General features: G+C 69.6%; 17 protein-coding genes. 10 read left to right on the top strand and 7 right to left on the bottom strand.

Annotated features, from left to right (window positions below):
• Window positions 1-2: 2 nt before the first annotated feature.
• Window positions 3-626 (bottom strand): FMN-binding negative transcriptional regulator, encoded by a 624-nt coding sequence (locus AC1ROY_RS26320; protein WP_493151887.1) that lies wholly within the window; start codon window positions 624-626, stop codon window positions 3-5.
• 104 nt (window positions 627-730) lie between these two features.
• Here AC1ROY_RS26320 and AC1ROY_RS26315 point away from each other — a divergent pair, with 104 nt between their 5' ends.
• Complete coding sequence (locus AC1ROY_RS26315; protein WP_493151886.1) at window positions 731-2152, top strand: amidase; 1422 nt, start codon at window positions 731-733, stop codon at window positions 2150-2152.
• 34 nt (window positions 2153-2186) lie between these two features.
• On the opposite strand, the gene AC1ROY_RS26310 is transcribed toward AC1ROY_RS26315, so the two are convergent.
• The gene (locus AC1ROY_RS26310; RefSeq protein ID WP_493151885.1) at window positions 2187-3422 is read right to left on the bottom strand and encodes an argininosuccinate synthase; all 1236 of its coding nucleotides are present in this window, start codon (window positions 3420-3422) and stop codon (window positions 2187-2189) included.
• Between the two features lie 270 nt (window positions 3423-3692).
• On the opposite strand from AC1ROY_RS26310, the gene AC1ROY_RS26305 reads away from it, so the two are divergent.
• The 3 genes from AC1ROY_RS26305 to AC1ROY_RS26295 all read left to right on the top strand — a co-directional run bounded on the left by AC1ROY_RS26305 (window position 3693) and on the right by AC1ROY_RS26295 (window position 5019).
• The gene (locus AC1ROY_RS26305; protein WP_493151884.1) at window positions 3693-4346 is read left to right on the top strand and encodes a hypothetical protein; all 654 of its coding nucleotides are present in this window, start codon (window positions 3693-3695) and stop codon (window positions 4344-4346) included.
• Window positions 4347-4444: 98 nt separating this feature from the next.
• Window positions 4445-4705 (top strand): CopG family ribbon-helix-helix protein, encoded by a 261-nt coding sequence (locus AC1ROY_RS26300; protein ID WP_493151883.1) that lies wholly within the window; start codon window positions 4445-4447, stop codon window positions 4703-4705.
• Entirely contained in the window at window positions 4702-5019 is a 318-nt protein-coding gene (locus AC1ROY_RS26295; protein WP_493151882.1) for a type II toxin-antitoxin system RelE/ParE family toxin, read from the top strand. Before AC1ROY_RS26300 ends, AC1ROY_RS26295 begins: the two co-directional genes overlap by 4 nt.
• Window positions 5020-5025: 6 nt before the next feature.
• Here AC1ROY_RS26295 and AC1ROY_RS26290 read toward each other — a convergent pair whose 3' ends face one another.
• The 4 genes from AC1ROY_RS26290 to AC1ROY_RS26275 all read right to left on the bottom strand — a co-directional run bounded on the left by AC1ROY_RS26290 (window position 5026) and on the right by AC1ROY_RS26275 (window position 8605).
• On the bottom strand, window positions 5026-6234 hold the full coding sequence (locus AC1ROY_RS26290) for an MFS transporter (protein WP_493151881.1): 1209 nt from the start codon (window positions 6232-6234) through the stop codon (window positions 5026-5028).
• Window positions 6235-6310: 76 nt separating this feature from the next.
• A complete protein-coding gene (gene rlmN, locus AC1ROY_RS26285) occupies window positions 6311-7531 on the bottom strand; it encodes a dual-specificity RNA methyltransferase RlmN (protein ID WP_493151880.1) in 1221 nt (406 codons plus the stop codon).
• Window positions 7510-8049, bottom strand: coding sequence for an invasion associated locus B family protein (locus AC1ROY_RS26280; protein ID WP_493151879.1), 540 nt, complete (start codon window positions 8047-8049; stop codon window positions 7510-7512). Before AC1ROY_RS26280 ends, rlmN begins: the two co-directional genes overlap by 22 nt.
• 232 nt (window positions 8050-8281) lie before the next feature.
• Window positions 8282-8605 (bottom strand): TIGR02300 family protein, encoded by a 324-nt coding sequence (locus AC1ROY_RS26275; RefSeq protein ID WP_493151878.1) that lies wholly within the window; start codon window positions 8603-8605, stop codon window positions 8282-8284.
• An 82-nt stretch (window positions 8606-8687) separates the two neighbouring features.
• Here AC1ROY_RS26275 and aroA point away from each other — a divergent pair, with 82 nt between their 5' ends.
• From aroA to AC1ROY_RS26255, 4 genes are all read left to right on the top strand, one after another.
• Window positions 8688-10037, top strand: a complete 1350-nt coding sequence (gene aroA / locus AC1ROY_RS26270) for a 3-phosphoshikimate 1-carboxyvinyltransferase (RefSeq protein WP_493151877.1) — start codon at window positions 8688-8690, stop codon at window positions 10035-10037.
• A complete protein-coding gene (gene cmk / locus AC1ROY_RS26265) occupies window positions 10034-10669 on the top strand; it encodes a (d)CMP kinase (RefSeq protein WP_493151876.1) in 636 nt (211 codons plus the stop codon). Before aroA ends, cmk begins: the two co-directional genes overlap by 4 nt.
• Before the next feature lie 198 nt (window positions 10670-10867).
• Complete coding sequence (gene rpsA, locus AC1ROY_RS26260) at window positions 10868-12586, top strand: 30S ribosomal protein S1 (protein ID WP_493151875.1); 1719 nt, start codon at window positions 10868-10870, stop codon at window positions 12584-12586.
• A 335-nt stretch (window positions 12587-12921) separates the two neighbouring features.
• Window positions 12922-13647 (top strand): response regulator transcription factor, encoded by a 726-nt coding sequence (locus tag AC1ROY_RS26255; protein ID WP_493151874.1) that lies wholly within the window; start codon window positions 12922-12924, stop codon window positions 13645-13647.
• Here the strand turns inward: AC1ROY_RS26255 and AC1ROY_RS26250 are convergent, their stop codons facing one another.
• Window positions 13648-15084, bottom strand: coding sequence for an FAD-dependent oxidoreductase (locus tag AC1ROY_RS26250; protein ID WP_493151873.1), 1437 nt, complete (start codon window positions 15082-15084; stop codon window positions 13648-13650). It abuts the gene before it with no gap.
• 56 nt (window positions 15085-15140) lie between these two features.
• On the opposite strand from AC1ROY_RS26250, the gene AC1ROY_RS26245 reads away from it, so the two are divergent.
• On the top strand, window positions 15141-15962 hold the full coding sequence (locus AC1ROY_RS26245) for a DUF2272 domain-containing protein (protein ID WP_493151872.1): 822 nt from the start codon (window positions 15141-15143) through the stop codon (window positions 15960-15962).
• The gene (locus AC1ROY_RS26240; RefSeq protein WP_493151871.1) at window positions 15959-17074 is read left to right on the top strand and encodes an NADH:flavin oxidoreductase/NADH oxidase; all 1116 of its coding nucleotides are present in this window, start codon (window positions 15959-15961) and stop codon (window positions 17072-17074) included. The genes AC1ROY_RS26245 and AC1ROY_RS26240 overlap by 4 nt, the downstream gene beginning before the upstream one ends.
• The last annotated feature ends 5 nt before the right edge of the window (window positions 17075-17079 follow it).

Genomic DNA, 17079 nt, shown 5'->3' with positions numbered 1-17079 from the left:
TGTCAGCCCCCGTCCCGTGCCTCGCGCATGGCCTGGGCCAGCGCTGCGTCCTCCGCCCTGAGCCCCTCGATCGCGCCGTCGCGGTCCGGGGCACTGCGGTTCTGGGAGAGCTTGCGCTTTCCGGTGAGGGTTTCAACCGTCAGCACCACGCCCACGATGCCCTTGAGCTGCGCCTGCACGAATTCCGCCGGCGCGTCGTCGACGGACCAGGGCGCGGCGGACCCCGCCTCGTGCTGATCGGTCAGCGCGGCGACGATCTCGCGCAGGCGCTCCGCATCCTCGACGATCTCGACGGGCCCTTCGGCATGGACGGCCTCGTAATTCCAGGTCGGCACGACGCGATGGTGCTCGGCCTTGGAGGGGTAGGAGTTGGGCGAGATGTAGCCCTCCGGCCCCGGAAAGATGGCGATGGCGCGCCCGGCCTCGCGCAGCGCCTTCCAGTGCGGATTGGCGCGCGCCAGATGGCCGACGACGCGCTTGCCGTCGGTCTGCAAGGGCAGGTGGGAGACGTCCGGCACGCCCGAAGCGCCATTGCTGACCAGGGTGCAGAGGCCGGCCTGCCGCATGAGGCGCAGGAGGATCTCAGGGCGCTCCTCGCGGAACGCAGGGGGATTGTAGAGCGTCATGCGGCTCTATTAGCAGGAACGAAGCAGGGAGCCTGCCCCGTTTGCCTGACCGGTGGATCTCATCCAGTTTTTCACTTTCACAGCAGCAAGGGCTCGTCCCCTCCATGGCATCCACCCCGCTTTGGCAGCTTTCCGCCACCGAGCTCAGCGGCCTGATCCAGTCCGGCCAGGTCAGCGCGGTCGAAGCCGTCCGGTCTTCGGTCGATCGGATGCACGCAGTCAATGCAGGCCTGAATGCCGTGGTGACCGATCTGTCGGAGTCGGCCCTGGAGCGCGCGAAGGCCCTCGACGCCGCGACCGGACCGAAGGGTCCGCTGCATGGCGTGCCGGTCACCATCAAGATCAACATCGACCAGAAGGGCGAGGCCAGCTCGAACGGCGTCGTCGCGCTCAAGGATCTCATTGCGCCTGACGACGCGCCGCTGGTGAAGAACCTGCTGAATGCGGGCGCCGTGGTGATCGGCCGGACCAACGTGCCGGAGTTCTCGCGCCGCTGCGACACCGACAACCCACTGTTCGGACGCACCTGGAACCCCTGGGGCAAGCATGTCAGCCCGGGCGGATCGTCCGGCGGCGCGGGCTCGGCGGTGGCGGCCGGGATCGGCGCGCTGGGCCATGGCAACGACATCGGCGGCTCGCTGCGCTTTCCGGCCGCGGCCAACGGTCTCGTCACGGTCAAGCCGGGCGTCGGCCGGATCCCGGTCTACAACCCGTCGGCAAGCGCCGAGCGCGGCATCCTGGCGCAGCAGATGTCGGCGCAGGGTCTGCTCGCGCGTTCGGCGCGCGACCTGCATCTCGCCATGCCCGTGATGATCGAGCCCGATGTGCGCGATCCCTTCCATGTGCCGCTGCCCTGGCGCGGACCGGCCCTGGAGGGCCCGGTCAAGGTCGGCTTCAGCCTGGAGGCCCCTGACCTGCCGCTGCACCCCGAGGTGGAGAAGGCGCTTCTGGACGCCAAGGCCGCGCTGACGGAGGCCGGCTACGTCGTCGAGGAGGTCGTGCCGCCCTCGCTGCGCGAGATCGCCTTCGAGGGCCGGACCGCGCTGATGACGGAAAGCTTCGCCCTGATGTGGGAGGATGTCGAGAAATACGGCTCGCCCGACATCGTGAGCGTGTTCCAGCAGAACGCCCGCCGCACGCCCTCCGTGGAGATGCCGAAGCTGCTGCAGCTTCTGGCCCAGCGGACCTTCTATGCGCGGCAATGGTCGGTGCTGATGGACGAGTATCCGCTCTTCCTCTCGCCCTTCTACCCGCTGCCCTTCTACGCGCCGGGCCGCGATGCCGAGGGCCCGGAAGGGCTGCGGGAGACCATGGGCCAGGCCCACTGGTCCACGCTCGGCAACTACCTCGGCCTGCCGGCCGGCAACGTGCCGGCGCGGCTGGGCGAGTTCCCCGAAGGGCCGAAGCCGATCGGGGTGCAGATCCTCGGCCAGCGCTGGCGCGAGGACCTGGTGGTGGATGCGATGGTGGCCATCGAGGATCGGCTGGGCACTCTGTCGCGCCAGCTCTGGTCACGCATGGGGTGAGGTGGAATGCGAGGGGGGCAAGGCCCCCCTCAAGTCAGAGCGAGCCGCCGCGGCGGCCGGCCATCGCGCCCAGCCGCAGCCGCAGGGCGTTCAGCTTGATGAAGCCCTGGGCGTCGAACTGGTCGTAGGCGCCCTGGTCCTCGTCGAAGGTGACGTGCTTCATCGAGTAGAGGCTCTTCGGCGACTCGCGCCCGGTCACGATCACGTTGCCCTTGTAGAGCTTCATCCGCACCGTGCCCTCGACGCTCGCCTGCGAGGTGTCGATCAGCGCCTGCAGCATCCGGCGCTCCGGCGAGAACCAGAATCCATTGTAGATGCACTCCGCGTAGCGCGGCATCAGGCTGTCCTTGAGGTGCGCGGCCTCGCGATCCAGCGTGATGCTCTCGATCGCGCGATGCGCCAGGTGCAGGATGGTGCCGCCCGGCGTCTCGTAGCAGCCGCGGCTCTTCATGCCGACGAAGCGGTTCTCCACCAGGTCCAGCCGGCCGATGCCATTGGCCTTGCCGAGCGCGTTCAGCCGCGTCAGCAGCGTGGCCGGGCTCAACGCCTCGCCGTCGATGCCGACCGCGTCGCCGTTCTTGAACTGCACGGTGATCTCGGTCGCGACGTCGGGCGCCTCCATGGGACTGATGGTGCGCTGCCAGACCATCTCCGGCGGCTCGTCCCAGGGCTCCTCAAGGATCTTACCCTCCGAGGAGGAGTGCAGCAGGTTCGCGTCCACGGAGAAGGGCGCCTCGCCGCGCTTGTCCTTCGCGATGGGGATCTGGTTCTCCTCGGCGAACTGGATGAGGCGCGTGCGGCTCGTCAGGTCCCATTCGCGCCAGGGGGCGATGATCTTCACGTCGGGCTTGAGCGCGTAGTAGCTCAGCTCGAAGCGCACCTGGTCATTGCCCTTGCCGGTGGCGCCGTGGGCCACGGCGTCGGCGCCGACCTGCTCCGCGATCTCGATCTGGCGCTGGGAGATCAGCGGCCGCGCGATCGAGGTGCCCAGCAGGTACAGCCCCTCGTACAGCGCATTGGCGCGGAACATCGGGAAGACGAAGTCCTTCACGAAGGTCTCGCGCAGGTCGTCGATGAAGATGTTCTCCGGCTTGATGCCGAGCAGCAGCGCCTTGTCGCGCGCCGGGCCGAGCTCTTCGCCCTGGCCGAGATCGGCGGTGAAGGTCACGACCTCGCAATTGTAGGTGGTCTGGAGCCACTTCAGGATCACGGAGGTGTCGAGCCCACCGGAATAGGCCAGCACGACCTTCTTCACATCTTTGACCCGCATGTCGGGAGCCTTTCGGGAAAACTATTCGGCGAAGGCGGGCTGGATGCCAGTGGACGGCCGGCCCCGCAACCCCGCCAAGGTCCCGGATCGCGAAAGCCGGGCCCGGCGGAACGGTTCCATCACCCTGCATGCGATGGGCCCTGATCGCCCGGACCGATCCGCCCGATAGGCGGCAACCGATTGTCAGGCGGGGAGAAATTTCAGCATTCTTCAACCATCAGGTGTCAGAACCGAGTCCCGAAGGGACCGGTGGGTTGGAGGGTCAGTCACATGGCGAAGGTCTGGGTCTATTGCTGGGATCACGTCCGCGGCGGGGAGGGCGCCTCCTGGGGCCATTCCTCCCTGCAGATCGAGGGGGGCGCCTATATCTCCTGGTGGCCCTCGAACACCGAGGAGCGCAACTACACGGTGAACGCCAAGAAGAACCCCACCCTCGCGAAGATCATGCGCAAGTTCATCGGCACGACCAACGTCTACACGGTGACACACCGCTGCAATCCGACCCTGCAGGCCGACGTCCACCAGGAGGGCCGGGCTGCGGATGACGTGATCGAGATCGCCGACGGCGTGCTGGACACGCGCAAGATGAGCCTGTGGTGGACGGGCTACGAGTACGAGAAGGCGACCTACCACTCGATCAAGAAGAACTGCTCGACGACGGTGATCCGCGCGCTGCGCGCCGGCGGCTCGGACAAGGCGATCAAGACCGTGAGCATCGACTGGTTCTCGAAGCGCGGCGGCTGGGAGCCGACGGATATCATGGCCTATCTGCGCCAGATGAACCGGGCGCTGGGCGACGCCAAGGTGAACCTGCGGGGCCAGGCGGCGACCACGCCGCCGCGGCGGAACTCGATGGTGGAGGGGACCGGCGTGGCGATGTGCGAGGCGCATGGGCAGCCGCTGATGAGCTGCTCGGATTGCTGAAGGGGGGGCGTAAGGGGACTCGCACCCCCCGGCAGCCCATTGTGGACGGGCGGTTGTGTTGACATGTACACAAGTCAGCACAGCCGTCGGAGCCTGAGATGCCCTCCAGCACCACCCTGACGATCCGGGTCACCCAGGAGGTGAAGGACCAGCTCGACCGCCTCGCAGCTTCGACCCATCGCTCCAAGTCCTTCCTGGCGGCCGAGGCCATCGCGACATACGTGGAGCGGGAGGCCGGGATCCTCCTGGGGATTGAACGCGGCCTCGCAGATGCGGAGGCCGGGCGGCTGGTGCCGCAGGATGAGGCCATGGGCCGTCTGGAAGCGACCATCGCGGCCGCCGAACGAGGAAAGCGTTGAAACGACCTGTCTTCTGGGCCGCGGCCGCGCTGGAGGAACTCGATCGAAGCATCGCCTACATCGCCGAGCGCAATCCCTCCGCCGCCCGACGGGTGCTGGCCGAGATTCGCGAGGTCGCGGAGCGGCTGGGCATCGCCGCCACGGGTCGGCGCGGCCGTGTGAGTAGCACCTACGAGAAGATCGTCGCCGGCCGCCCTTACGTCGTCGCCTATGCCATCCGAAGCATGCCGGGAGGCGGCGAGGGCATCGTCATCCTCCGCATCGTCCATGCGGCCCGGGACTGGCCGGAAGGCGAATGGCCGCCGGCGTCCTGATGACCGTCACGAGCGGCTGGAGACGCCTCGGATCCAGACCGCGAACACCGCCATGCCCATCGCCGACAACAGGAAGCACGTCCGGTATCCTCCCGTGGCGATCACCCCCGCGAACACCAGCGACCCCGTCGTCTGCCCCAGGAACAGCGACATGGCGAAGCAGGACACCGAGGTGCCCCGCGCCTCAGGCAGCGCTTCCGTTGCGCGCGCCTGCAGCACCCCATGGAAGCTGTAAAAGCAGAAGCCCAGCAGCAGCTGCAGCGCCAGCACCAGACCCCACCACGGCGACAGCGCCGTCAGCGCCAGCCCCGCCGAGAGCCCGAGCCCGCCGCCCAGCAGCAGCCCGCGCTCGCCGAAGCGCCGCACCATCCGCCGCGCCAGCCGCGTATAGGCCAGCGCGCCCAGCCCGAAGACGGCCACGATCAGCCCCGCCTCGCCGGCCGAGAGCGAAAAATCCTCGATGAGGTAGGAGGCCACGAAGGGAAAGGCTCCGCCGAAGAGGAGCGCCCCGTCCAGGAAGGCCGCGAACATCAGCCGCCGCGCCGAGGGGATTTTCAGGATCTTCGCATAGGCGAGAAAGCCGCTCTGCCCGCGCCCGCCCGCTGGCGGGCCCTGGAACAGTGCCGGCCCCATCAGCGTCGCCATGATCACGCCCACCGTGAGGGTGAAGGCGCCGAAGGCCAGGTAGCTTGCCTGCCAGCCGAAATGCTGCCCGATCACGCCCGAGATCGGCCCCGTGACCAGCTGCGCCATCACGTTGCCGATCAGGAACTGCCCGATCACCGCCTGCCGGTCGGCATAGGGCACGGTGTCGCCGATATGCGCCAGCAGCAGAGGGATGATCGCGCCCGCCACCAGCCCGCTCGCGCCGCGCAGCACCGCGAGCTGCGTCACGCTTCCGGAAAACTCCGCGAGGATGGTGAAGGTGCCGAAGAGCATCAGCGCCACCGTCACCACGCGCAGCTTGCCGAGACGGTCGCCGAGCGGCCCCGTCGCCACCTGGCCGCTGCCGTAGAACAGCATGAAGGCCGCCACGATCACCGCGACGGTCGAGACCGTGACGCCGAAATCCGCCGCCACCATCGGCATCAGCGGGTCCATGATCCGCATGCCCGAGGAGGAGGCGAAGCTGGCCAGCGAGAGCAGCCAGATGGCCACCTTCGGCCGCGGCGCGACCTCCGGCGGGTCGGTGACGCTGGAGCGGCCTTCGGTCATTCAAACTCTCGGATCGGATGGGCCTGGGCATGTTCCGGGGCGCCGGGCGAGGCCGGCGGGCGGGAACATGCGGAACTCACGCGGCGGTGGTGCGCCGCGCGCGCTCGCTCTCGGTCTTGAGCTGCCCGCAGGCGGCGAGGATGTCGCGCCCGCGCGGCCGGCGGATCGGGCTGGAATAGCCGGCGTCGTTCAGGATGGCGGCGAAGCGCCGGACGGCCTCGGGCGTCGAGGTCTGGTAGGAACTGCCGGGCCAGGGATTGAAGGGGATCAGGTTCACCTTGGCCGGCAGGTCCCGCAGCAGGCGGACGAGCTCATGCGCCTCGGCCTCGCTGTCGTTCACGCCGCGCAGCATGACGTATTCGAAGGTGATGCGCCGCGCGTTGGAGGCGCCGGGATAGCGCCGGCAGGCGGCCAGCAGCTCGGCAATGGGATACTTGCGGTTCAGCGGCACCAGCTCGTCGCGGAGGTCGTCGCGCACGGCGTGCAGCGAGACGGCCAAGTTCACGCCCAGCTCCTCGCCGCACTTGTCCATCATCGGCACGACGCCGGAGGTGCTGAGCGTGATCCGCCGGCGCGAGAGGGCGATGCCCTCGTGGTCCATCACGATGTTCAGCGCGCGCGCGGTCGCCTCGTAATTGTAGAGCGGCTCGCCCATCCCCATCACGACGATGTTGGAGACGCGCCGGCCTTCCTCGCCCTTGGGCGTCGGCCATTCGCCGTAGCTGTCGCGCGCGGCCATGAACTGGCCGATGATCTCCGCGGTGCCGAGGTTGCGCACCAGCTTCTGCGTGCCCGTGTGGCAGAAGGAGCAGCTCAGCGTGCAGCCCACCTGCGTCGAGATGCACAGCGCTCCGCGGTCGTCCTCGGGAATGTAGACGGTCTCGACCTCCTGCCCGTCGCGCCACTTGAACAGCCACTTGCGGGTGCCGTCGGTGGAGGTCTGCTCGGTGGTGATGCCGGGGCGGCCGATGGTGAAGCGCTCGGCCAGCTTCGCCTGCAGCGGCCGGGCGATGCTGTTCATGACCGAGAAATCACGCACGCCCTGGTGATAGATCCAGTGCCAGAGCTGCTTGGCCCGGAAGGGCTTCTCGCCGATCGCGGCCATTTCCTCGGCCAGCTGCTCGCGCGTCAGCCCGACCAGCTCGCGCCGGCCTTCCTCGTCCGTCATGGGCGGCGGCGAGAAGATCGCGGATTTGGCGAGGATGCGCAGCCGTTCCGCCTCGGTCAGGCCATCCGGCGGCTGGGCCACGCGGTTGGCGGGCGGGAAGGCGTTGCTCACCTGCGCGGCGCCGGACATTCGCGCGAGATCGCGTCGTAGGCCTGGGTGAAGCCGGCGAGGCCGAAGGTGTCGGTCGCCTGGCCGCGGCCGTTCGGGCCCGGGCCGCGGCCGAGCGCCTCGCGCCCGCCGCGCAGCGCCGCCACGACGGCACGGCCGTCGCGGGCGAAGGCGGTGTCGCTCGAGGTGTAGAAGGCCAATTCGTTCGAGCCGACGAAGAGCTTCGCCTCGGCGTTGCGCGGGAAGGCGTAGCCGACGCGGAAGGCCACCTGGTCGCGGCTGCCGGGCCGGTGCGTGACGACGAGCATGACGTTGTTCTGCTCGCGCCCCGGCACGCCCTCGATGCTGCGCGCGCGGGTGAAGGCGTAGCAGACCTTCTGGCCGCCCTCGGTGTGGGTGGCCGCGGTCCAGGCCTGGAAGGCGCCGAGTTGTGCGGGCCGCGCCGCGGCGGCGGGCGCGCTTCGCTGCTGCGCCTCGGCGGCGGGGACCGCGAGCATCAGCAGGGAGGCCAAGGGGAAGGCGAAAGCGAGACCGCGCATGGCTCGCTAGATACGAGCGCGGGGGCCGCACCGCAACCGGAGCCGGACGCAGGGCTGCCTGGACTTCCAGGGAGCGCAGGCGGCTGGCTACTGGAGAAAAGTTAACGCGCCGTGGCGGAATCCGGCCGCACAGCGGCCGGCGCCGCCGAAATGACCTACCGGCCGGGCGCCTCAGCGGCGCGGCGAAGCCAAGGCCGCGGACGCGGCCGCCCGGCGTCTGAGGGCATTAAATTTAAGTCTCTTCCTCGCGGTCGGTCTCGACCTCGATCTCGTCGGCGATGACCTCGTCCTCGTCCTCGAGCTCGTCGGCATCCTCGACCGCATCGGCCTCGACGTCCTCCAGCTCGACGTCGTCGCCATCCGCCTCCGTCGCCGCGACGGCCCGCTTCTTCAGCTTCTCGTCCGGGACGATATTGGCCGAGCGACGGGGGCGCGGCTGCTCCGCCGGCTGCTCGGTGCCGCACTTCGGGCAAACGGCCGGCTGCTTGCCCATGTCGTAGAACTTCGCGCCGCAGGCCACGCAGGTGCGCTTCAAACCAAGTTCAGGCTTTGCCATGGAGCCCTCTGATTCCTTCTGCCCCATTGGGCAGCGGCGCGCATTGCCACGGGCCGCGCGTCGGTGTCAAACGGGGGCTCCCATGTCGCATGACCCGAATCCCACTCCGCTGCGCTCCAGCCCGGCCCCGAAGGGCCTCTCCGGCCGCCTCACGGTGCCCGGGGACAAGTCGATCAGCCACCGCGCGCTGATGTTCGGCGCGCTGGCCGTGGGCACCACCGAGATCGAGGGGCTGCTGGAAGGCGAGGACGTGCTGCGCACGGCCGCCGCCATGCGCCTGCTGGGCGCGACGGTGGATCACCTCGGCCCAGGGCGCTGGCGCGTGGCGGGCCGCGGGATCGGCGGGCTGACCGAGCCGGCCGATGTGCTCGACATGGGCAATTCTGGCACCGCCGCGCGGCTGATCTGCGGGCTGCTGGCCGGCCATCCGATTTTTGCGGTCATGACCGGCGACGCCAGCCTGCGCCGCCGGCCGATGCGCCGCGTGACCGATCCGCTGGCCGCCTGCGGGGCGCGCTTTTCCTCCCGCGAGGGTGGCCGGCTGCCGCTGGCGATCGAGGGCGCGCGCGATCCGCTGCCGCTCGACTACACGCTCCCCGTCGCTTCCGCCCAGGTGAAGAGCGCCTGCCTGCTGGCCGGGCTCTGCGCGCCCGGCATCACACGCGTGGTGGAGCCCGAGGCGACGCGCGACCATTCGGAAAACATGCTGCGCCATTTCGGCGCGACGGTGCGGGTGGAAACCAGGGGGCACGGCCGCGTCATCGAGCTGGCCGGCCAGCCGGAGCTGCGCGCGGCGGCGGTGAACGTGCCGGGCGATCCCTCCTCGGCCGGCTTCTTCCTGGTGGCGGCGCTGATCGTGCCCGGCTCGCGGCTGGTGATCGGCAATGTCGGGCTGAATCCGCTGCGAACCGGCCTCTTCGCCTCGCTGCGCGAGATGGGGGCCAGGCTGGAGGTGGGTGATCCGAGGCTGGAGGGCGGCGAGCCGGTGGGAGACCTGACCGTGGAATTCACCGAACTTCATGCCGTCGACGTTCCGCCCGAGCGGGCGCCGAGCATGATCGATGAGTACCCGATCCTCGCCGTCGCGGCGGCCTGCGCGACTGGGACCAGCCGCTTCCGCGGTCTCGCCGAGCTCCGCGTGAAGGAGAGCGACCGCCTCACCGGCACGGCCGAGCTGCTGCGCGAGGCCGGCGTGCGCTGCGAGATCGAGGGCGACGACCTGCTCGTCCATGGCTGCGGCGGGCCGCCCCCCGGCGGCGGCCTGGTGGCGACGCAGATGGACCACCGCCTGGCCATGAGCGCCCTGGTGCTGGGCCTCGCCTGCCAGGCGCCGCTCTCGATCGACGACGGCAGCTTCATCGCCACCAGCTTCCCGAATTTCCTCCCGCTGATGCGCGGCGCCCTCGGCGCCGAGACCATGGTCCCGGCGTGACGGCGCCCCTGGTCATCGCGGTGGACGGCCCCGCGGCGGCCGGCAAGGGAACGCTGGCGCGGCGCCTCGCGACGCATTTCGGACTGCCCTATCTCGACACGGGCCTGCTCTACCGGGCCACCGGCCGCCGCGTGCTGGACGCCGGCGCCGATCCCGCCGATCCCGCCGCCGCCGAGCAGGCCGCGCGCACGCTCACGCCCGCCGACTTCACCCGCAGCGACCTGCGCAACCCCGCCGCGGACGCCGCGGCCAGCAAGGTCGCCGCCATCCCGGCCGTGCGCGCGGCGCTGCTCGACTTCCAGCGCAGCTTCGGCGCGGCGCATGGCGCGGTGCTGGATGGGCGCGACATCGGCACCGTCGTCTTCCCCGAGGCGCGCGTGAAGCTCTTCGTCACCGCCAGCGCCGGGGAGCGCGCGCGCCGCCGCCACGCCGAGCTCGCCGCGCGCGGCGCCGGGCCCAGCCTCGACGAGGTCGCCGCCGAGATGGCGGCCCGCGACGCGAGGGACGCGGCGCGCGACGTGGCGCCCCTGGTGCCCGCGGCGGACGCGATCCTGATCGACACGACCGGCCTCGACGCGGAACAGGCCTTCGCAGCTGCAGTGCGAATCGTGGAATCCTCACAAGGCAAGTGATTTCCGCTTGACGATGGGGACATCAGAGCAGATGTAACGCGCGTCACTTGAATGTGGCCGGATCGGTGCGGACCGTCACGCGCGCCAGCTCCTCGGCGGATCTTTCCGCAAGCCGTGACCGCCCGGACGCCGGGAGGTGGCGCAAGACCCGGACTGCGGGGCCTCTGCCCCGCGCTCGACTCAGGACAACATCGCCACATGGCATCTGCCACCAGCCCCGCCACGCGCGGCGGCTCCGAAGACTTCGCCACGCTTCTCGACGAGATGCTGGGCGCCAACACCGGCTTCGCCGGCTCCGTCGTGTCCGGCAAGATCATCCGCATCGATGATGACTTCGCCGTCGTGGACGTGGGCCTCAAGAGCGAAGGCCGCGTCCCCCTCAAGGAATTCGCCCCCGCGGGCATGAAGCCCGAGATCAAGCCGGGCGACGTCGTCGACCTCTTCGTGGAGCGCTACGAGGACCGTGACGGCTCCATCGTGCTCTCGCGCGAGAAGGCGCGGCGCGAGGAGGCCTGGACCAATCTCGAGAAGGCCTTCGCCGCCAACCAGCGCGTGAACGGCGTGCTGTTCGGCCGGGTCAAGGGCGGCTTCACCGTCGACCTCGGCGGCGCCGTGGCCTTCCTGCCGGGCTCGCAGGTCGACATCCGCCCCGTGCGCGACGTCGGTCCGCTGATGGGCCAGTCGCAGCCCTTCCAGATCCTCAAGATGGACCGCGCCCGCGGCAACATCGTCGTCAGCCGCCGCGCCGTTCTCGAAGAGACTCGCGCCGAGCAGCGCGCCGAGCTCGTCCAGGGCTTGAAGGAAGGCATGGTGCTCGACGGCGTGGTGAAGAACATCACCGACTACGGCGCCTTCGTGGATCTGGGCGGCGTGGACGGCCTGCTGCACGTCACCGACATCGCCTGGCGCCGCATCAACCACCCGAGCGAGGCCCTGACCATCGGCCAGCAGGTGAAGGTGCAGGTCATCCGCTTCAACAGCGACACGCAGCGCATCAGCCTCGGCATGAAGCAGCTGATGTCCGATCCCTGGGACGGCGTGGCCATCAAGTACCCGGTCAATGCCAAGTTCTCGGGCCGCGTGACCAACATCACCGACTACGGCGCCTTCGTGGAGCTGGAGCCGGGCGTCGAGGGCCTCGTGCACGTCAGCGAGATGTCCTGGACGAAGAAGAACGTCCACCCCGGCAAGATCGTCGCGACCTCCGAGCAGGTGGACGTGCTGATCCTCGACGTGGACGAGCCGAAGCGCCGCATCTCGCTGGGCCTCAAGCAGGCCCAGGGCAATCCTTGGGAAGTGTTCCTGCAGGATCACCCGCTGGGCAGCGAGATCGAGGGCGAGATCCGCAACATCACCGAGTTCGGCCTGTTCATCGGCGTCGGTCCGGATGTGGATGGCATGGTCCATCTCTCCGACCTCAGCTGGGACCTGCCGGGCGAGACCGCCATCGCCAACTACAAGAAGGGCGACGTGGTGAAGGCGAAGGTTCTCGACGTCGACGTCGAGAAGGAGCGCATCTCGCTGGGCATCAAGCAGCTCGAGGCCGATCCGGCCGCCGAGGTGCTGGACAACGTGAAGAAGGGCGACATCGTCACCTGCACCGTCACCAAGATCGAGACCAATGGGATCGAGGTGAAGGTCAACGACGTGCTGACCGGCTTCATCCGCCGTGCGGAGCTGGCGCGTGACCGCCAGGATCAGCGCCCCGACAAGTTCGCCATCGGCGAGAAGGTCGATGCGAAGATCACCGCCGTGGACCGCGCCGCCCGCCGCCTCTCCCTGACCGTGAAGGGCAAGGAGATCGAGGAGGAGCGCGAGGCCGTGAAGGAGTACGGCACGGCCGACTCCGGCGCGTCGCTGGGCGACATCCTCGGTGCGGCCATCCGCCGCCGCCGCGAGATGGCCGGCGAGGAGTAGGAGCTTCCGGACCGGCTTCGGCCGGCCGGACTCAGGAACGAGGGCGCGCCCGTGCAGGGCGCGCCCTTTTTCGTTGGTGGGTCCCGTCTCGGATCTTGCGCATGAATCTCATAAATTGAGGCGTTTTGGCTGTCTGTGCCGTTTTCCGCCACGAACCCAAAGATTGGCTGAATCCTGACCCCTCGGCCGCCAGTTTTCGCGCAAAACACGCCGTTAAGTCTGTTTTAATGTCGGTAATTTTTTTAAATACACAACAAAGCCTGAAAACCGCTTGGCGAGCACACGCATGGGTGGTATCTCTCCACACGCAAAACGTGTGCTGGAGAAACCCCCCGATGCGTATCCTCCTGGTCGAAGACGATCGTTCCGCCGCGCGCGGCATCGCGTTCCAGCTGCAGCAGCACCGGATGGTGGTGGATGTCGCGGATTGCGGCGCCGAGGCGCTGGAGCTGGCCCGCCTCTACGACTATGACGCCGCGGTCGTGGACCTCATGCTGCCGGACATGGAGGGCTATGAGGTGGTCTCCAAGCTCCGCGCCTCGCGCGTCGAGGCGCCGGTGCTCATGCTTTCCGCGGTCTCCCGTACCCAGGCCAAGATCCGCGGCCTCTCCGTCGGCGCCGATGACTACCTGTCCAAGCCCTTCGAGCCCGATGAGCTGGTCGCCCGCCTCCAGGCGATGATCCGCCGCTCCAAGGGCTTCTCCCAGCCGCGCATCCAGCTCGGCGCCCTCTCACTGGATCTCGGCGCCAAGGAGGTGGCCGTACAGGGCCGGACGGTGCACCTCACCGGCAAGGAGTACGCCATCCTCGAGCTGCTGCTGATGCGCCGCGGCACGGTGCTGTCGAAGGAGAATTTTCTGGACCACCTCTATGGCGGCATGGACGAGCCGGACAGCAAGATCATCGACGTCTTCGTCTGCAAGCTGCGGAAGAAGCTGCAGGTCGCGGGCGCGGCGAACGTGATCGGCACGGTCTGGGGCCGCGGCTACATCATTCGCGACGGTAGCGGCCCTTCGGCCTACCGCCCGCCGCTGCCGGAAATGCGCCTCAGCGCGGCGTGATCAGGCCGCGTCCCGCGCCGAGCTCCGGTCGGAGAGATGGACGCCACCCTGCCGCAGCCCCGCCTGGAGCTCGGCGATCGGCACCGCGCGCGGTGCGACGCCTCGGTTCGCGGCGATCGCCGCCGCCACGCCGGCGGCCTGGCCGGTGAGCCAGCACTGCGGGATCTCGCGCAGGAAGGAGTGGCTGTTGGGGTCGCAGCTCAGATGGCGCCCGGGGGCAAGCAGCCCGTCCAGCTTCTCCGGCACCAGCGCGCCATAGGGCACGGAGACGTTCGGGAATTTCGGCGCGAGGCTGGGGGAGACGCCGATCTCGTCGGCGCACACCCGCCCATCCCAGTCGGAGCGGAGCACGCTGCCCATCCCGCGCAGGCGGCGTGAGTGGCGGATGCCGATCTGCGGGGCGGAGAGCATCATCCAGGCGTTCTGGAAGCCGGGCGCCTCGGCGCGGTAGTGCTCCAGGTGCTGCGCCATCAGCCGGTGGCTCTGGATCTCGACGGCGGTGAGGTCGTCCACGTCCACCGCCGAGTAGCCGGAGAGACGGGGGCCGAGGAACAGCGCCACGTCGTCGCGCCAGGAGGCGAAGGCGCGCTCGAAGTAGCGGAACCGCTCGCGGCCGCGCTGCATGAAGGCGCCGAAGGCTTCGGGCTCCTCGGCACGCCAGCGCTGGTAGCGCGGCATGTTCACGCCGCCGAAGAGCCAGCTCGTGTTCATGCAGTGGTGGATGTCGGCCTCGTCGATGTCGGCGTCGTAGGCGGCGCCCGCGCGGGCGAAGAGATCACCGTCGCCCGTCGCATCCACGACGCAGGTGGCGCGGATGGCGCGGCGGCCCTGCTTGGACTCGAAGAGCGCGCCGCACACGGCGCCACCCTCCATGAGGGGTTCCGCGCCCCAGGCGTGGAAGAGGATCTCGGCGCCGGATTCCAGCACCATCTCCATGGCCGTGAGCTTCATCACTTCAGGGTCGCAGGTGGGGGAATGCGTCACCACGCCGTGGAAGGCGGCGGTGCGAAGCTGCCACCACGCGGCCGTCGCGGCGTCACGGCTGCCCCAGGCGGCGGGCGGCGGGCCGGCCACGGCCTCGCGGGGAAGGCGTGCCAAAAATTCCTCGGCGAAGCCGCGGATGACTTTTCTGCCGGACCAGTCGGTCATCCGGTCGATCCAGACCACCAGCCCGCCGGTAGAGAGCCCGCCCAGATGGTTGTTCCGCTCCAGCAGGATGGTGCGCGCGCCCTGGCGTCCCGCGGCCACCGTCGCCGCCACGCCGGCGGGGCCACCACCGACCACGAGCACGTCGCAGGTCGCATGCACGGGGATCTCGCGCGCGGCCTCCGTCACCGTCTCCCCTGTCGGCGGGCGGCGATGTCGCGCGGCGTCACTCGCAAAAGTCTCGCTGCGGAAGAAGAGACGGCCGCCCTCGGCTTCGGAATTCGTGCCCATGACCGTACAAATAGACCGTCTTGCCGCCGATGACAGCCTTTGGCAGACAGGCTGACGTGTTGCGCCTCCTGCCCTTGCTCCTGTTGCTGGCCGGCTGCGCCGTCCAGCCCCGGGTCGCGACCATCCCGCCGCCGCTGAGCTATCCGCCGGCGGCCCGCGAACGCATGATCCGCCTGGCGCTGAACGAGTGGCGCGACTGGGGCTGCGCCGTCACCGGAATGCCGGCGCCCAGCCTTGCCCCCTGCGACAATCCCGGCACCCCACGCCCCGAAAGCGCGCCCGAGAATTTTCCGCGGGTCCTGGCCTACTGGCGCATCGTCCCGAACGCCGAGGGCGCCATCCCCGCCAACCGCGGCCGCTATATCGCCGCCCTCCGCGGCGAGGCGACGTCTCCCGCCCTCTGGGCCTCGCCCTTCTGGTCGGCGGCCTTCATCTCCTGGGTCATGGCCTCCGCCGGGGTGGACACGCCGGAATTCGCACCCGACGCCGCGCATTCCCGCTATCTCGACCATCTCGACACGCTGGCCGCCGCCTGGCCGAACCTCGCGCCCTTCCTCCCGCGCGATCCGTCAGCCTATGCGCCCCAAGCCGGCGACCTCGTCTGCCGCGACCGCTCGCGCCGTCCGCTCGCCGCCTGGTCGGAGCGTGCGCTTGAACGCGGCCAGTTCCGCCCCATGCATTGTGACATCGTGGTCGAGGTGGGAGCCGGGGTGGTCGAGGCCGTGGGTGGCAATGTGTCCGACAGCGTGACGCTTTCGCGCTGGCAGACGGACGGGGCCGGGCGGCTGGCGCCCCTGGCCGATCATCCCCCGGCTCTGGTCATCATGGAAAACCGCCTCGGCCGCACATCCCCCTGGTCCCCGGAGTCCCGCTCATGACCGATCTGTTCAGCCCGCTCATCCTGCGCGGGGTCACGCTCCGCAACCGCATCGGCGTCTCGCCCATGTGCATGTACTCCTGCGCCGAGGACGGGCTGCCGACCGACTGGCACATGGCGCACCTCGTCTCGCGGGCAGTGGGCGGCGCCGGCATGACGATGGTCGAGGCCTCGGCCGTGCTGCCCGAGGGGCGCATCACCCCGAGCGACGTCGGCATCTGGAGCGATGCGCACACCGCGCCGCATGCGCGTCTCGCCGCGGCGATCGCCGCGGTGGGCTCGGTGCCGGCCGTTCAGATCGCTCATGCGGGCCGCAAGGCCAGCCGCTCGCGTCCCTGGGACACCCCCGCGCCGGCCGAGCATGGCTGGCCGATCGTCGGCCCCAGCGCCGCTGCCTTCGGCGACTTCCTCACGCCCAAGGCGCTGAGCGAGGCCGAGATCGCGGAGGTCATCGCCGCCTTCGCCGCGGCGGCCAGGCGCTCGGTGACGGCGGGCTACAAGCTGATCGAGATCCATGGCGCGCATGGCTACCTGATCCACCAGTTCCTCTCGCCCATCTCCAACCAGCGCAACGACGGCTGGGGCGGCGATTTCGAGGGCCGCACGAAGCTGGCGCGCGAGGTGGTGAAGGCCGTCCGCGCCGCCATCCCGGACGATCTCGCCCTCTCCATCCGCATCTCGCACACCGACTGGGTCGAGGGCGGCTGGAACACCGAGGAGAGCATCGGCCTCGCGAAGCTGCTGAAGGGGCTGGGCGTCGACATCGTGGACGTCAGCTCCGGTGGCCTGGATGCAGGCCAGAAGATCCCGATGGGTCCGGGCTACCAGGTGCCGGGCGCCGAGGCCGTGAAGAAGGGTGCGGACGTCCCGGTCATGGCGGTCGGCCTCATCACCGAGCCGGCGCAGGCGCAGGCGATCCTCAATGAGGGCAAGGCGGACCTGATCCTGCTCGCCCGCGCCTTCCTGCGCGATCCCTACTGGACGCTCAACGCCGCCGTGGCGCTGGGCCGGACGGAGGCGCTGGCCATTCCGCCGCAATACGACCGGAGCTGGAGCACGCCGGCGCGGCTCAAGCTGAACCAGAAGATCGGCGAGCCGCTGCCGGCGCTGTAGTGCCG

This window comes from Roseococcus sp. GW821-FHT12F05 (assembly GCF_058806835.1).
Note: the sequence above shows the minus strand (reverse complement) of the source record. Positions and strands in the feature narration are given on the sequence as shown.

What these genes read in the sequence shown, in the direction of transcription:
- AC1ROY_RS26255 (WP_493151874.1), top strand. Translation starts at nt 12,922, where the DNA reads ATGCGTATCCTCCTGGTCGAAGACGATCGTTCCGCCGCGCGCGGCATC.
- AC1ROY_RS26280 (WP_493151879.1), bottom strand. Translation starts at nt 8,049, where the DNA reads ATGCGCGGTCTCGCTTTCGCCTTCCCCTTGGCCTCCCTGCTGATGCTC.
- rlmN (WP_493151880.1), bottom strand. Translation starts at nt 7,531, where the DNA reads ATGTCCGGCGCCGCGCAGGTGAGCAACGCCTTCCCGCCCGCCAACCGC.
- AC1ROY_RS26275 (WP_493151878.1), bottom strand. Translation starts at nt 8,605, where the DNA reads ATGGCAAAGCCTGAACTTGGTTTGAAGCGCACCTGCGTGGCCTGCGGC.
- AC1ROY_RS26315 (WP_493151886.1), top strand. Translation starts at nt 731, where the DNA reads ATGGCATCCACCCCGCTTTGGCAGCTTTCCGCCACCGAGCTCAGCGGC.
- AC1ROY_RS26250 (WP_493151873.1), bottom strand. Translation starts at nt 15,084, where the DNA reads ATGGGCACGAATTCCGAAGCCGAGGGCGGCCGTCTCTTCTTCCGCAGC.
- AC1ROY_RS26300 (WP_493151883.1), top strand. Translation starts at nt 4,445, where the DNA reads ATGCCCTCCAGCACCACCCTGACGATCCGGGTCACCCAGGAGGTGAAG.
- rpsA (WP_493151875.1), top strand. Translation starts at nt 10,868, where the DNA reads ATGGCATCTGCCACCAGCCCCGCCACGCGCGGCGGCTCCGAAGACTTC.
- AC1ROY_RS26305 (WP_493151884.1), top strand. Translation starts at nt 3,693, where the DNA reads ATGGCGAAGGTCTGGGTCTATTGCTGGGATCACGTCCGCGGCGGGGAG.
- AC1ROY_RS26320 (WP_493151887.1), bottom strand. Translation starts at nt 626, where the DNA reads ATGACGCTCTACAATCCCCCTGCGTTCCGCGAGGAGCGCCCTGAGATC.
- AC1ROY_RS26240 (WP_493151871.1), top strand. Translation starts at nt 15,959, where the DNA reads ATGACCGATCTGTTCAGCCCGCTCATCCTGCGCGGGGTCACGCTCCGC.
- AC1ROY_RS26290 (WP_493151881.1), bottom strand. Translation starts at nt 6,234, where the DNA reads ATGACCGAAGGCCGCTCCAGCGTCACCGACCCGCCGGAGGTCGCGCCG.
- AC1ROY_RS26310 (WP_493151885.1), bottom strand. Translation starts at nt 3,422, where the DNA reads ATGCGGGTCAAAGATGTGAAGAAGGTCGTGCTGGCCTATTCCGGTGGG.
- aroA (WP_493151877.1), top strand. Translation starts at nt 8,688, where the DNA reads ATGTCGCATGACCCGAATCCCACTCCGCTGCGCTCCAGCCCGGCCCCG.